The sequence below is a fragment of the Marivita hallyeonensis genome (assembly GCF_900129875.1).
Taxonomy (GTDB): Bacteria; Pseudomonadota; Alphaproteobacteria; order Rhodobacterales; family Rhodobacteraceae; genus Marivita; species Marivita hallyeonensis.
Genome location: NZ_FQXC01000002.1, coordinates 423,234 through 437,895, shown reverse-complemented (window position 1 = coordinate 437,895; position 14,662 = coordinate 423,234). Strand labels below are relative to the sequence as shown.

The following is a 14,662-nucleotide window of genomic DNA, read 5'->3' as shown; positions in this document are numbered from 1 at the left end:
GCTGGCATGCAGAAAAAGTTCGCGATTTTTGGAGTGTGTTTGATGCTGACCGGATGTGGCACGGGGCTGTTTCCGCCGATAGGGACGCCGAACTCAGCGACAGACTCCGATGGGCAGATGCGACCGCAGGCGCGGCCCGGTGTGGTCGAGGCCGCCGTTCGCACACCACCGGTGACCGCCCGTACCGTCGAGGAGTTCGACACGACAACTGCGGAAGAGCGGCAGGCAGCCGCTGCCGCAACCGGCACTGCCGAGCGATCGGTTGGGGCAACGATCGTGTCGCTGGGCGATCCGGCGCGTCCAGGCTTCTGGATCGAGACGCCTTTGGTGTCCTCTGCCGGGCAGGGGCGCGTTCTTTATCCCGGGACGGGACAATCGGCGCAGGTCGAGCTGATCCCGATTGACGGGCCGGCGACGGCGGGCAGCCGCATGTCGTTGCCCGCCATGCGCCTGGTCGGGGCACCTTTGACCGGTCTGGTCGAAGTTCAGGTGTTCTCAGGCGGGTAGAAGGCGAGCGGCTTCTTTGCGGGCGAATGGTTTCATCCGATCGGCGTGGCGCACCAGAAACGCGCGCGTGCGGTCCGGGTCGTGTCGGGACAGGTCTCGCAACCACCATGCGACCGCTTTCTGGATGAACCATTCGGGGTCGTCCACATAGCCTGCGGCCCATCCAAGGATGCGGTCGCGCGCCTCCAACTCCGATTGTGACGGGTGGTTCTGCTTGGTCCAGGGCAGGGTAATCACAAGCGCCGCACGTCGGGTCCACAAGTGGTCGCTTTTTGTCCAGGTCTCGACCGTGTCCAGCCGGCCGGGGTCAGCGATGAGGCGTTTCTGACCGGCAATGCAGGCGTGATCCGCGATGGCCCAGCTATCGAAATCGGGAACCCAGCTTTGGATCAACGACCAAGCGCCTTTGTCGGATGGCTTGATCCGCGCCTGGGTGAGCAGCTTGGCGGCCGCGACCCGGGCTTCGAAGATATTGGTCTGCCAAAGGTCTTCGGCGAGTTTCAAACGGGTTTCGAGGTCGAGCGACCGGCGCCACTCACGGACCAAAGTATCGGTGTCAGGATTTGCGACACCAAGATATCGACGCGGCACCTTGTGATAGGCCGCCATCTGCTCCGCACGTCCCGGTTCTGCCAGCGCCTTCAGCTGCGTCAGCGCGTCGTCTCGGGTCATGGCGTCACGCGTGTCCCGTCATTCGACCGTAACGGACTTCGCGAGGTTCCGCGGTTGATCGACGTCCGTGCCCTTGGCGACAGCGGCGTGGTACGCCAGCAGCTGTGCGGGTAGGGCGTAGAGAAGCGGGGTCAGGATCGGGTCGACTTCGGGCAACACGACCGTGCGCCAGACGTCGTCCCCCGCAGCCTCGGCACCGGCGGCATCGGTGATCAGGCAGACACGACCGCCGCGCGCCATCACTTCCTGCATGTTCGACACCGTCTTCTCGAACAACGCGTCGCGCGGCGCCATGACGACCACTGGTACGGTCTTGTCGATTAGCGCGATGGGGCCATGCTTCAGTTCACCTGATGCATAAGCTTCGGCGTGTATATAACTGATTTCCTTTAGTTTGAGCGCGCCTTCGAGAGCGAGCGGATACATCAGACCGCGCCCGAGGAACAAAACGTCGCGCGCCTCGGCGATCTGCGTCGCGGCGTCGGCCATGACCGGGTCTCGGTCGAGCGCTGCGTTGAACAAACCCGGCAAGGCCCTCAGGTTTGACAGCGTAGATGCCAAATCCGTGTCGCTGATCGTGCCGCGCTGGTTTGCGGCGTTCAACGCGAGCAAAAGCAACGTGTTGAGCTGACAGGTGAAGGCCTTCGTCGAAGCGACCCCCACTTCGACACCTGCGTGGATGGGCAGGGCCACGTCGCTTTCGCGGGCAATCGAGCTCTGATCGACATTGACCACGGATAGGATTGTTTCGGCCTTGCCTTTGCAATAGCGCAGCGCGGCAAGCGTGTCGGCGGTTTCACCGGATTGCGAGACGAAAATCGCCACCGTGCCTTTGGAAATGGGGGGCTCGCGGTAGCGGAACTCGGATGCGATATCCACCTCGACGGGCAGGCGTGCGATCTGTTCGAACCAGTATTTGGCGGTGAGGCAGGCGTAATAAGCCGTGCCGCAGGCCACCATCACAAGGCGGTCGACCTTGGCGAAATCGGGCAGGGTGTCGGGCAAGAAGATTGTGTTGCCATTCAGGTATCCGCGCAACGCATCGGCAAGCACGGTCGGCTGTTCGGCGATCTCCTTGGCCATGAAATGCTTGAACCCGGCCTTGTCCACGCGTGACGCATCAAGGCTCACTTCGCGCAGTTCGCGGGTGACGCGGGTGCCGGACTCATCAAAGATATCAAGCGTCTGCCGGGTGAGGATGGCGCAATCGCCTTCCTCGAGATAGGTGATGCGGTTGGTCAGCGGAGCCAGAGCGATGGCGTCGGAGCCGACATACATCTCGCCGTCGCCATGTCCAACGGCAAGAGGGCTGCCCTTGCGGGCGGCGACAATCAGGTCGTCTTCACCGTCGAAAAGAAATGCAAGCGCGAAAGCCCCCTCAAGGCGCGACAGGCATTTGCGGGCGGCATCCACGTGGGTCATGCCCTGCTTCATGTAGTGATGCGTCAAAAGCGCGATGGTTTCGGAGTCGGTGTCGGTCTCTGGCGTGATCTGATACGCGGCGAGTTCGGCGCGCAGTTCCTTGTAGTTCTCAATGATGCCATTGTGCACGACAGCCACCGGACCGGACTGGTGCGGGTGGGCGTTGTTTGCGTTCGGCGCGCCGTGGGTGGCCCAGCGGGTATGCCCGATGCCGGACTTGCCGGGAAGCGGGTCGTGGACCAAAAGGTCAGACAGGTTGACGAGTTTGCCCACCGCGCGACGCCGGTCGAGCGTGCCGTTGTTGACCGTCGCAATCCCCGCACTGTCATAGCCGCGGTATTCCAGCCGTTTGAGCGCCTCTACCAGAATGGGGGCCGCTTCGTGCTGACCCAATACGCCGACGATGCCACACATATCGTTACCCTTTTGCCTGTTTGGCTTTCTTGGCGCGGAGGATCGCAAACAGTTTGCGCGCAAAGCCTTTCTTGTTTTGCTGCTCGGTCCGGGCGATGGCCATCGCGCCATCGGGGACGTCTTTGGTGACCGTGGTCGAGGTCGCCGTCATGGCTTCGTTCCCGACTGTCACCGGGGCCACGAGCATGGTGTTCGACCCGATGAAGGTGTCACGGCCAATGGTCGTCTTGTGCTTCATCACCCCGTCGTAGTTGCAGGTGATGGTGCCCGCGCCAACATTCGTCCGGGCCCCGATCTTGGCGTCGCCAATATAGGTCAGGTGATTGACCTTCGCGCCTTCGTCGAGATGCGCGTTCTTGATTTCCACGAAATTGCCGACGTGGACGTCTTCGGCAAGTTCCGCGCCGGGGCGCAGGCGGGCAAAGGGACCCACGGTCGAGCCACGACTGACATGTGCGCCTTCGAGGTGGCTGAAAGCCCGGATCCGCGCACCGGACTCGACGGTGACGCCGGCGGCAAAGATAACGTTCGGTTCAATCTCCGTATCGCGGCCGATGACGGTATCGAACGATAAGAAGACGGTCTCGGGGGCCTGCATCTGCACCCCGTTTTCCATCAGCGTCTGGCGCGTGTTGGCTTGAAAGGCAGCCTCAGCCAGCGCCAGTTCCACTCGAGAATTGATGCCAAGCGTTTCTGACTGATCGCAGGTCACGACGGTCGCGGATAAACCACGGTCTCTGCCAATACCGACCACGTCGGTGAGGTAATACTCGCCCGCCGCATTATCATTGCCGACGGCTTCGATGAGCGAGAAGAGCATTGTTGCGGACGCGCAGACGACACCCGAATTGCACAGCGTGACCGCACGCTCCGCTTCGGTCGCTTCCTTGTATTCAACGATCCGCGCGAGGGTGTCGCCTTCAAGGATGAGCCGACCATAGCGTGCGGGGTCTTCCGCATCGAAGCCCAGCACAACGATGTCATGCTGCGCACGCGCCGCGGTCATTGCTTCAAGCGTTTCGGTCGTGATGAAAGGGGTGTCGCCATACAGAACGATCACGTCGCCGTCGAACCCATCAAGCGCGTCTTTGGCCTGCGCAACTGCATGCGCCGTTCCGTTCTGCTCTGCCTGATGGACAGTGATGACGTCCGGGTCGAAGGCGCGTGCGGCTTCTTCCACGAGCTGCGCCTCGTGCCCCGTGACCACGATCGTGCGCTCGGGCTCAAGCGCCGACGCCGACAGCATCGCATGGTGCAACATCGGCGCGCCGCCGATCTTGTGCAGAACTTTGGGAAGGTCGGACTCCATCCGCGTGCCTTTGCCCGCAGCAAGGATGACCAAGGCTATGCTCATCAGGTTTCTCTTTGTGTTTTGCCTCCGCTCCTTTTATCGGTCTGGCCCAGTGCCGCAAGGCAGCTAATTTCACACTAGATTGCGAGTTGTGACAGGAGAGACGCGGTGCGCACGGTGATTTTCGACCTCGACGGCACGCTTGCGGACACAAGCGGTGACCTGATCGCAGCGGCCAACCATTGCTTTGAACGCATGGGCTTTGACACACGGCTCGACCCGGCAACCGATGCGGGAACGGCTTTGCGCGGTGGTAAGGCGATGCTGACGCTTGGGTTGGAGCGGGCTGGGCAGTATTCCGCCGATCTGGTGGAGACGTGGTATCCCGAGCTTCTGAGCGCTTATGGTGACGCCTTGGATGTCCATACGGTCATGTATCCCGGCGCGATGGAGGCGGTGGAGACGCTCAAGTCGAACGGGATGGTTGTGGGCATCTGCACGAACAAGCCGGAGGGTTTGGCCGAAACGCTGATGTCCCGGCTTGGCGTCCGCGCCGCGTTCGGGTCACTGGTAGGAGCCGATACCTTGCCCACACGGAAGCCCGACGCCGCGCCTTACGTGGCGGCCGTCGAACGGGCAGGCGGTGTCGTCGCGCGAAGTTGTCTAATCGGAGATACGAAAACCGACCGCGATACGGCGCGCGCGGTAGGTGTGGCTTGCGTTCTGGTGGGCTTCGGCCCGTCTGGCGAAGATATGGCTGCCTTGGAGCCGGACGCAATCATCCAACATTTCGATGAACTTCCGGGTGTGGCGAACCGACTTCTCAGGTGAGGTGTCGGGCCTAAAGCCGAACTCCTCGGGCAAGACCCGAGGAGTTTCAGACGAGTATACTTCGGATCAATACAACGACAGGCGTCAGTCTGATCCATAAAGCGGTACGGTCGACATCGACACTTTGGCCGACCCATCGGTCAATTCCGCCGCATGAGCGATATAGATCAGCGTCTGATTGGCCTCATCGAAGATACGTTTGACGCGCAATGACTTGAGGATAATAGACCGGGACGTCCGGAACACGTCTTCGCCGCTGTCGCTCCGGTCGATATTGCCGATCGTGATCGGACCCGTCTGACGGCACGCGATTGATGCATTCGACGGGTCTTCGAACCAGTTGCCCTTGCTCAGACGGTCGATGATGCCGCGCTCGAAATACGCGATGTGGCAAGTCACGCCCGCCACATCCGGATCCGCGATGGCTTCGATTATGATGTCGTTACCGACCCAATCGACCCCAACCTCGCCGACCTGCTCAGCGTTAGCCGATGTCGCTGCGATCAGGCCCAAAAGGCCGGCGATCCCAAATCGTTTCATGGACACTCCTTAGAAATGAATGACGCCGTAATCTCCGGTATCGGGCGTGTCGTCGGTCACGTTCGCCTTGATCGTCTCAAACAGATATTTGACGGTGCCATCGGTCACCCACACCTCGGCTTCCCGCGGAGTGTATTTCATCAGACGTACCGAGTCATCCTCGCGCCCGTTCTTGAACCAGGCGGCGGCCATCGGCGTCCACAGCTCGTCCAGTTTGTCTGTGTCGTCAGAAGCCGACAACGTTCCCTTGACCGTTCCGTACATATGACCGGACGAATCGCACAGGTAGATGTCAGAGGCAGCGCCGTTTTTGGACGCTTGAAATGTGTCGTGGTCGGAAGAGGTGATGAACCAGATTGCGCCGTCCTCCTGGCGCGCGATCGGGGCCATTGGAACGGGGCTTCCGGTGCCCGCGTCGAGCATCACCGCGCGGATTTTGCTCAGTCTATTCCAGAATGTGTCGGTCATGTCGGCGGTCATGTTATGCCCTTTCGCATATTGATCTCGTTCGCGACACCAACGCGGGCGGCCACCACAGGTTCCTTGCGCTTGACCTGAGAGGATGACTTCCACTAAGATTTGAACAAGTGTTCAATAAATCGCTTTGGGGAGAGGCGCATGTTCAACGCGACCATGCAGTTTGATCTTGGGGAAGACGTTAACGCCCTGCGCGAGATGGTGCATCGCTGGGCGCAGGAGCGCGTGAAGCCGATGGCGGCGGAGATCGACCGCTCGAACGCCTTCCCATCCGAGCTCTGGACCGAGATGGGCGAGCTCGGCCTTTTGGGCATCACGGTGGATGAAGAGTATGGCGGGGCGGGCATGTCCTATCTCGCGCATACCGTTGCCATTGAGGAGATTGCCCGCGCGTCCGCGTCGGTTTCCCTGTCCTACGGCGCGCATTCCAATCTTTGCGTGAACCAGATCAAGTTGAACGGCAACGAAGACCAGAAAGCGACTTACCTGCCGAAGCTAATATCGGGTGAGCATGTCGGCGCGCTGGCGATGTCGGAACCCGGGGCGGGATCGGACGTCGTGTCGATGAAATTGCGCGCGGAAAAGCGCAACGATCACTACCGTCTGAACGGCAGCAAATACTGGATCACCAACGGCCCGGATGCGGACACGCTGGTGGTTTATGCAAAGACCGACGCTGACGCCGGGTCCAAGGGGATCACAGCGTTCCTGATCGAAAAGACATTCAAAGGCTTCTCGACCAGCCCGCATTTCGACAAGCTTGGCATGCGTGGATCGAACACGGCAGAGCTCGTATTCGAGGACGTAGAAGTGCCGTTCGAGAACGTGTTGGGCGAAGAGGGCAAGGGTGTCCGCGTGCTGATGTCCGGCCTGGACTATGAGCGCGTCGTGTTGGCCGGTATTGGCCTTGGCATCATGGCCGCCTGTCTGGACGAAATCATGCCGTACATGGCCGAACGCAAGCAATTCGGTCAGCCGATTGGCAATTTCCAACTGATGCAGGGCAAAATGGCGGATATGTATACCGCGATGAACTCGGCTCGCGCGTATGTCTATGAGGTTGCCAAGGCCTGTGACCGGGGTGACGTGACCCGGCAGGACGCCGCGGCCTGCTGTCTCTATGCGAGCGAAGAAGCGATGAAACAGGCGCATCAGGCGGTGCAGGCGATGGGTGGCGCGGGCTTCCTGTCTGACGCGCCGGTGAGCCGCATCTTCCGCGACGCCAAACTGATGGAGATCGGCGCAGGCACGTCCGAGATCCGGCGGATGCTGGTGGGACGGGAAATGATGGCGGCGATGCGGTGATGCCGCGCTGGGCGTGGTTTGTGCCGCTTGGCCTTGTCACGCTCGTTGGCGCTTTGCTGGCGTTCCGCTACGGATGGATCGCCGCCACGATAACGGAGACCGACGTGATCAATGCCTACGCAAATCGCTATCTGACGCAGGACGGCGGACCCGAGGCGCGCGTTGGAGATTGTGTCGGGTTGGCGGGCCAGGTGGACGGCGCGTGGATCACCGTGCGCTGCGGTAGCATCTCCTACCACGTGAACCGCTTCGGGGCTCTGATTTCCACCGATGCAGCCAGCCAAAGGCCGTCGATATGACGACGCGCCCGATGCTCAAGCCTGCGTCCTACGAGGCGCTCTGCAAGCGGTTCGACTGGGATTTGCCGCCGATCCTGAACATGGCGCAGCAGGTCTGCGATGGCTGGGCCGTGACGGAGCCGGACCGTGTCGCCTTGATCGAGGTGACGCCGGAGCATACGCGGCGCGTGACGTATGGCGATCTCTGGTATCGCTCGCGGCAGGTGGAGACCGCCCTGATCGAGCGCGGGGTGATGAAGGGGGACCGCGTCGGCGTGCTCCTGTCGCAATCGCCGCTCTGTGCCGCCGCCCATATCGCAGCGTGGCGGTTGGGCGCGATCTCGGTTCCGCTCTTCAAACTGTTCCGGACCGACGCCTTGAAAACCCGGATCGATGACGCGGATCTGGGCGTTGTGGTCACTGACCTTGAAGGCGTCGTGCAACTGGCCGGACTGGGTGTCGCCACGATCACGCGAAGCGATCTGGGTGCGTCAGGCGGCACACGTGCCATGGTCGAAACCGGACCCGACGATGCGGCCTGTCTGATTTACACGTCCGGCACCACGGGAAAACCCAAAGGCGCGCTGCACGGGCATCGGGTGCTGACCGGCCATCTGCCGGGGGTCGAGATGAGCCACGATTTCCTCGGGCAAGAGGGCGATGTGATCTGGACGCCTGCCGATTGGGCCTGGATCGGTGGGTTGTTTGACGTGTTGATGCCGGGGCTTGCGCTGGGCGTGCCGGTAGTTGCGGCGCGGATGCAGAAGTTCTCAGTCGAAGAGTGCCAGCGCATCTGCGCGACCGCGGGCGTGCGCAACGTCTTCTTCCCGCCGACCGCGCTGCGGATGCTCAAGGCGGCGGATGCCAGGATCGATGGCCTGCGATCCGTCGCAAGCGGCGGCGAACCGCTCGGCGCTGAAATGCTCGCATGGGGCCGCGATGCCTTCGGGACCACGATCAACGAATTCTACGGACAGACCGAATGCAACATGATCGTGTCGTCCTGTGCCGCGTCTTTTGATCCGGTTCCCGGCGCGATGGGGCGTGCAGTGCCAGGGCATCCGGTTGCTGTGATCGGACCCGACGGACTGCCCTGCGAAGGTGAGGGCGATATCGCGGTGCGGCGGGGATCGGCGTCGATGATGCTGGAATACTGGCGGAAACCGGACGCCACGAAGGCCAAGTTCCGTGGCGACTGGATGCTCACCGGGGATCGCGGTGTCAAAGAGGGCGACACGATCCGCTTTGTTGGACGGGAGGACGATGTCATCACCTCCTCCGGCTACCGCATCGGCCCGGCCGAGATCGAGGATTGCCTGCTGACCCATCCAGATGTCGCCACCTGCGGCGTTGTGGGCAAGCCTGACGCGCTGCGGACCGAGATCGTGAAGGCGTATGTCGTGCGCAAGGCAGGCTCCGACGTGTCGGAAGCCGATCTTCAGGCATGGGTTAAGGATCGCCTGGCAAGCTATTCATATCCAAGAGAGATCGAGTTCCTGGATGAGCTGCCAATGACCGTCACGGGAAAGGTGATCCGCAAAGACCTGAAGGCACGCGCCATCAAGGAAGGGCGGCCATGAAGAAGATAATGACGTCGATATGGCTCATCTGCATGCCGCTGCCCGCCGTTGCACAGGACATGCGGATCGATCCACAGATCGTGCGGAACTGCTTTGAAAATACGGGGATTGGAGCGCTTTACCCACCTTGTCTGGGACAAGCGTCTGGCCTGTGTCAGGAACGCCCGGGCGGAGCGACGACCATCGGGATTTCCGCTTGCATACAGGCGGAGACAGCCGAATGGGATGCGATCCTGAATGAGCAATACGTGGTTACGCAGGAATTGAACGCCATGGCCGATGCAGAGGGTCTGTCACCGGTCATGGACCGCACCGACAGCTTGCGGGATGCGCAGCGCGCGTGGATCGCGTTTCGGGATGCCGATTGCGCGGCCCGCTACGCGATCTGGAAGGGCGGCACGATCCGCACCATCGTTGCCGCGAATTGCCACCTGACAATGACGGCACAGCGCGCGATCGATTTGCGCGACATGCGGGGGCAATGAGATGAAACTACGATCACAGGCCATAGCGTCTTCAGAGCAGTTCAAGACCAATGAAGCGGCACACCTCGATGCGCTGCGCGTCGTGCAAGAGGTGGCGGAGCGTGCCGCGGCCGGGGGCGGTGAAAAGGCGCGCGACCGGCATGTCTCACGGGGCAAGATGCTGCCGCGCGACCGGGTGGCGAACCTGCTCGACCCCGGCTCGCCGTTTCTGGAGGTTGGCGCGACGGCGGCGCATGGGATGTATGACGGGGCTGCGCCGTGCGCCGGAGCTATTGCTGGCGTAGGCCGGGTGAAGGGCCGACAAGTCATGGTGGTGTGCAACGATGCCACTGTGAAGGGCGGCACCTATTACCCGATGACGGTCAAGAAACACCTCCGCGCGCAAGAGATTGCCGAGGAAAATCATCTGCCCTGCATCTATCTTGTCGATAGCGGTGGTGCGAACCTGCCCAATCAGGACGAGGTCTTCCCCGACCGCGACCATTTCGGGCGTATTTTCTACAATCAGGCGCGGATGAGCGCCAAGGGCATCGCGCAGATCGCGGTGGTCATGGGCTCTTGCACGGCAGGCGGAGCCTATGTGCCCGCGATGTCGGACGTGACGATCATCGTGAAAGAGCAGGGTACGATCTTCCTCGCCGGGCCGCCTTTGGTGAAGGCGGCAACCGGCGAAGTCGTGACCGCCGAAGACCTCGGCGGGGGTGACGTGCACACGCGACTATCCGGTGTGGCGGACTACCTGGCGGAGGACGATGCGCACGCGCTGGCTTTGGCCCGGCGGGCGGTGGGGTCGTTGGGTGCCGGACGGACGTCCAGTCTACGTCAGGCAGCGGAGGACCCGGCCTATGATCCGGACGAGATCTTCGGCGTCGTCCCGGGCGATCTGCGCACGCCTTACGACATCCGGGAGGTGATCGCGCGCGTGGTGGATGGCTCCTATTTCGACGAGTTCAAACCGCGCTTTGGCGAGACGCTTGTTACCGGCTTTGCCCATGTCGATGGCTGGCCGGTCGGGATCGTCGCCAACAATGGCGTGCTCTTCTCAGAGGCGGCGCAAAAAGGCGCACATTTCGTCGAGCTGTGCTCTCAACGCAAGATCCCTCTGGTATTTTTGCAGAACATCACCGGCTTCATGGTGGGCCGGAAATACGAGAACGAAGGTATCGCACGGCACGGCGCCAAGATGGTGACGGCGGTGGCCTGTACTTCGGTCCCGAAGATCACAATGCTGGTGGGCGGATCGTTCGGGGCAGGCAATTACGGGATGGCGGGCCGCGCCTACCAGCCGCGCTTTCTCTGGACATGGCCGAACAGTCGCATCTCCGTCATGGGCGGCGCGCAGGCGGCGGGTGTGCTGGCAACCGTGAAGCGCGACGCCATCGAACGCGGCGGCGGCACGTGGTCGACAGAGGACGAGGCCGCATTCAAGCAGCCGACCATCGACATGTTCGAGGAGCAGTCGCACCCGCTCTATGCCTCGGCCCGGCTTTGGGACGATGGCATCATCGATCCACGCAAGACACGGGCTGTTCTTTCACTGTCGCTGGAGGCCGCATTGAATGCACCCATCGAAGACACGCGCTTTGGCGTGTTCCGGATGTGAGGAGGGATGGCGATGTTTGACACCATCCTCATAGCCAATCGGGGCGAAATCGCCTGTCGCGTGATTGATACCTGCCGTCGACTCGGCGTGCGTACCGTGGCGGTGCATTCCGACGTGGACGGGCAGGCGCGCCATGTGGAGATGGCGGATGTTGCCGTGTCCTTGGGCGGCGCGACCCCGGCGGAGAGTTACCTGCGCGGCGACGCGATTATCGATGCCGCCCGCAAGACCGGTGCGCAAGCGATCCATCCGGGCTACGGGTTCCTGTCCGAAAACCCGGATTTCGTCGATGCGGTCGAGGCGGCGGGTCTGGTCTTCATCGGCCCGTCCGCCAAGGCGATCCGTGCGATGGGGCTGAAGGACGCGGCCAAGGCGCTGATGGCAGAGGCTGGAGTGCCGGTGGTGCCAGGCTACCATGGCGAGGATCAGGAGCCCGGCCATCTGGAGGTCGAGGCGGAGGCCATTGGCTATCCGGTGCTCATCAAGGCCGTCGCGGGCGGCGGCGGTAAAGGTATGCGGCTGGTCGAGAGGGCCGAGGATTTCGTCAGCGGCCTGGAAAGCGCCAAGGCCGAAGCGCGCGGCGCGTTTGGCAACGATGCCGTGCTCATTGAGAGATTCATCACCAGCCCGCGCCATATCGAGGTGCAAGTGTTTGGCGATGGAGACCGCGCCGTGCACTTGTTCGAGCGCGACTGCTCGCTGCAGCGGCGGCACCAGAAAGTGATCGAGGAAGCGCCAGCGCCGGGCATGACCGAGGAGATGCGTCAGGCGATGGGGCAGGCGGCGGTCCGTGCGGCCGAGGCAATCGGGTATAAGGGTGCGGGCACCGTAGAATTCATCGTCGACGGCTCCGACGGGCTGCGCCCCGATGGGTTCTGGTTCATGGAGATGAACACGCGCTTGCAGGTCGAACACCCGGTGACCGAATTGATCACTGGCGTTGATCTGGTGGAATGGCAGTTGCGCGTGGCGGCGGGTGCGCCTTTGCCATGCGCGCAAAAGGATCTGTCGATCACCGGTCACGCGTTCGAGGCGCGGCTTTATGCAGAAGATGTCCCCGCAGGGTTTCTGCCCGCCACCGGGCGACTTCAACATCTGGTCTTTCCACCGGATGTGCGGGCCGACACGGGCGTCCGAACGGGCGATGTGATCTCACCGCATTACGACCCGATGATCGCCAAGGTCATCGTGCACGGCACCACTCGCGACATTGCACTGCGCAAGTTGCGACAGGGGCTGGCACAGACCGAGGTGGCGGGAACTGTGACCAACCTCGCTTTCCTCGGCGCGCTGGCGCGGCACGAGGGGTTTTCGACCGGCGAGGTTGATACCGGCCTGATCGGGCGCGATATGGCCGCGCTGACGGCGGTGCCCGAGGCCGGTCCGGCAGTCATTGCGCAGGCTGTCCTGGCTTTGACCGGCCTCGAGCGCGCGCCCGCGCGGCTCGACGGCTTCACACTCTGGGCTCCGGTGGCGCAGGATGTCCCGGTCGAGATCGACGGAGACCCCGACACGGTACGTGTGACAATGCGGGCACCGGGCGAGATCGACGTGGATGTGGGGGGCGAAGTCGTTGAAGCGCGGTTCGGGGCCAATGGCTGGCGCATCGATGGGCAACCTCTGCGCCGCGTCCATGTGAGCGGTGCGTCCGCGACGGTGTTCGGCGCGCATCCGGTCTGCGTCAGACGGCTCGACCCACTCGATGTAGAGGCAGGCGCTGGCGCATCGAGCGATGTGATCGAAGCCCCGATGCCGGGGCTCGTACGCTCGGTCTTTGCAAAGGCCGGTCAGACCGTCGCCCAAGGGGATCGCCTTGCGATCCTCGAAGCGATGAAGATGGAGCACGCGCTGCTGGCCGCGCGCGATGGTACAGTGGCAGAGGTCATGACCGAGGCCGGCGCGCAGGTCGAGGCCGGGGCGGCGCTGATCCGGCTGGAGGCGGAAGACGGGTGACGGTGCTGCGCCCGACACTGATCGGTTACGCGCCCAGCGTCTACACCCGCGCGGTGCGCATGGCAGCAGCGCATCACCGGGTAGCGTACGATTGGGAGGCCTGGAACCCCTTTGACACACCGGATGGCCCGCACCCGTTCGGGCGTGTACCGGTCTGGAAGGACGGCGATTTCACGCTCTACGAGACGGCGGCGATCCTGACTTATCTCGATGCGTTTGCAGGCCACCAGATACATGAATCGCGCGTTGCAGCGCGGGTGCAGCAGGTTGCCAGCATTGCTGACAGCTACGCCTACTGGCCTTTGGTCCGGCAGGTCTACGCCCATGCCGTGTTTCGACCATCGGAGGGCGAAGTCGGCGATGCGTCCCAGATCGCACAGGGCATGGCGGCAGCCCCACGGGTCTTGGCGGCGCTTGACGCGATTGCAGCGGAAGGTGCGGTGCTCAATGGAACGGCATGGACTCGCGCGGACTGGCATCTTGCCCCGATGATTGCGGGTTTCGTTGCGTATGCCCCGGCGCAGGACTTTTTGCAGGACTACGCGGCGTTGGCGCGGTGGTTTGGCGCGTTGTCGGAAACCCAGGCTTTTGTCCAGACCACGGAGGCGATGGCATGATCCGACTGCATCACTGTCCGCAGACACGCTCTATGCGCACACTTTGGCTGCTCTATGAGTTGGGTGTCGAGTTCGAGGTTGTCCTGCACGCGTTCGACAAGTCTTTGCGTGATCCAGAATACCTCAGTTTGTCTCCGGCTGGTCGGGTACCTGCGCTGGAGATCGACGGTGAGCGCATGTTTGAAACGGGGGCGATCACCGAGTACCTGTGTGAACGCTTTCCCGAGGCCAATATGGGGCGCAGGCCGGAGGACCCGGACCGCATGGCGTGGCTCGTCTGGGTGCATTTCGCGGAAACGGTTAGCCAGCATGCGGCGGCGCTGACCCAGCAGCATGTCGCGCTTTACGATGACAGCATGCGCAGTCCGGTCGTGATGAAGCTGGAGGCGGCGCGGCTTGGCAAATGCTATGACGCAATCGAAGCGCGGTTGTCGACGCCGGTCGAGAACCGTGATTACCTGCTGACCAGTGGCTTTTCCGCGGCGGACGTGTCCGTGGGGCAGGCCGTCTACATGGCGCGGCATTTCCGCAAACTGGACGATCACCCGGCGGTGGCCGACTGGTACGAACGCATCACCGAGCGCGAGGCGTTCCAGAAATCGCTCCCGGATGCGCGCGCGCGGCTTTATACGCAGGACTTCTACCCGGCGTGGGAGACGGGGGGCTGAGGGTGGTGTCTGCATATTT

General features: G+C 62.5%; 15 protein-coding genes. 10 read left to right on the top strand and 5 right to left on the bottom strand.

Going from position 1 to position 14,662, the window contains the following annotated elements; genetic code table 11:
- The first annotated feature begins 6 nt into the window (after positions 1 to 6).
- Positions 7 to 507, top strand: a complete 501-nt coding sequence (locus BUA42_RS07850; RefSeq protein WP_072777144.1) for a hypothetical protein — start codon at positions 7 to 9, stop codon at positions 505 to 507.
- On the opposite strand, the gene BUA42_RS07845 is transcribed toward BUA42_RS07850, so the two are convergent.
- Genes BUA42_RS07845 through glmU form a run of 3 tightly spaced genes read right to left on the bottom strand, consistent with a single transcriptional unit; the run spans position 496 to position 4,369 of the window.
- A complete protein-coding gene (locus tag BUA42_RS07845) occupies positions 496 to 1,179 on the bottom strand; it encodes a DNA alkylation repair protein (RefSeq protein WP_072777143.1) in 684 nt (227 codons plus the stop codon). The genes BUA42_RS07850 and BUA42_RS07845 overlap by 12 nt on opposite strands.
- Positions 1,180 to 1,197: 18 nt before the next feature.
- The gene (gene glmS, locus BUA42_RS07840; RefSeq protein ID WP_072777142.1) at positions 1,198 to 3,015 is read right to left on the bottom strand and encodes a glutamine--fructose-6-phosphate transaminase (isomerizing); all 1,818 of its coding nucleotides are present in this window, start codon (positions 3,013 to 3,015) and stop codon (positions 1,198 to 1,200) included.
- A 4-nt stretch (positions 3,016 to 3,019) separates the two neighbouring features.
- Entirely contained in the window at positions 3,020 to 4,369 is a 1,350-nt protein-coding gene (gene glmU, locus BUA42_RS07835) for a bifunctional UDP-N-acetylglucosamine diphosphorylase/glucosamine-1-phosphate N-acetyltransferase GlmU (protein WP_072777141.1), read from the bottom strand.
- A gap of 105 nt (positions 4,370 to 4,474) precedes the next feature.
- Between glmU and BUA42_RS07830 the strand changes: the two genes are divergently transcribed.
- Positions 4,475 to 5,137, top strand: a complete 663-nt coding sequence (locus BUA42_RS07830) for an HAD hydrolase-like protein (RefSeq protein WP_072777140.1) — start codon at positions 4,475 to 4,477, stop codon at positions 5,135 to 5,137.
- 84 nt (positions 5,138 to 5,221) lie between these two features.
- Here BUA42_RS07830 and BUA42_RS07825 read toward each other — a convergent pair whose 3' ends face one another.
- Together BUA42_RS07825 and BUA42_RS07820 are read right to left on the bottom strand one after the other, a co-directional pair.
- A complete protein-coding gene (locus tag BUA42_RS07825) occupies positions 5,222 to 5,677 on the bottom strand; it encodes a CreA family protein (protein WP_072777139.1) in 456 nt (151 codons plus the stop codon).
- A 9-nt stretch (positions 5,678 to 5,686) separates the two neighbouring features.
- Positions 5,687 to 6,145: a pyridoxamine 5'-phosphate oxidase family protein gene (locus BUA42_RS07820; protein ID WP_178346876.1), complete on the bottom strand. Its 459-nt coding sequence runs from the start codon at positions 6,143 to 6,145 to the stop codon at positions 5,687 to 5,689.
- 150 nt (positions 6,146 to 6,295) lie between these two features.
- Here BUA42_RS07820 and BUA42_RS07815 point away from each other — a divergent pair, with 150 nt between their 5' ends.
- From BUA42_RS07815 to BUA42_RS07780, 8 genes are read left to right on the top strand one after another with little or no spacing between them, the layout of a single operon-like run.
- Positions 6,296 to 7,459, top strand: coding sequence for an isovaleryl-CoA dehydrogenase (locus BUA42_RS07815; protein ID WP_072777137.1), 1,164 nt, complete (start codon positions 6,296 to 6,298; stop codon positions 7,457 to 7,459).
- On the top strand, positions 7,459 to 7,758 hold the full coding sequence (locus BUA42_RS07810) for a hypothetical protein (protein ID WP_072777136.1): 300 nt from the start codon (positions 7,459 to 7,461) through the stop codon (positions 7,756 to 7,758). The genes BUA42_RS07815 and BUA42_RS07810 overlap by 1 nt, the downstream gene beginning before the upstream one ends.
- Entirely contained in the window at positions 7,755 to 9,317 is a 1,563-nt protein-coding gene (locus BUA42_RS07805) for an AMP-binding protein (RefSeq protein ID WP_072777135.1), read from the top strand. Before BUA42_RS07810 ends, BUA42_RS07805 begins: the two co-directional genes overlap by 4 nt.
- Entirely contained in the window at positions 9,314 to 9,802 is a 489-nt protein-coding gene (locus tag BUA42_RS07800; RefSeq protein WP_072777134.1) for a lysozyme inhibitor LprI family protein, read from the top strand. Before BUA42_RS07805 ends, BUA42_RS07800 begins: the two co-directional genes overlap by 4 nt.
- A gap of 1 nt (position 9,803) precedes the next feature.
- Positions 9,804 to 11,405: a carboxyl transferase domain-containing protein gene (locus tag BUA42_RS07795; protein ID WP_072777133.1), complete on the top strand. Its 1,602-nt coding sequence runs from the start codon at positions 9,804 to 9,806 to the stop codon at positions 11,403 to 11,405.
- 12 nt (positions 11,406 to 11,417) lie between these two features.
- Entirely contained in the window at positions 11,418 to 13,358 is a 1,941-nt protein-coding gene (locus BUA42_RS07790) for an acetyl-CoA carboxylase biotin carboxylase subunit (protein ID WP_072777478.1), read from the top strand.
- The gene (locus BUA42_RS07785; RefSeq protein ID WP_072777132.1) at positions 13,355 to 13,975 is read left to right on the top strand and encodes a glutathione S-transferase family protein; all 621 of its coding nucleotides are present in this window, start codon (positions 13,355 to 13,357) and stop codon (positions 13,973 to 13,975) included. Before BUA42_RS07790 ends, BUA42_RS07785 begins: the two co-directional genes overlap by 4 nt.
- Positions 13,972 to 14,643, top strand: a complete 672-nt coding sequence (locus BUA42_RS07780) for a glutathione S-transferase family protein (protein ID WP_072777131.1) — start codon at positions 13,972 to 13,974, stop codon at positions 14,641 to 14,643. Before BUA42_RS07785 ends, BUA42_RS07780 begins: the two co-directional genes overlap by 4 nt.
- The last annotated feature ends 19 nt before the right edge of the window (positions 14,644 to 14,662 follow it).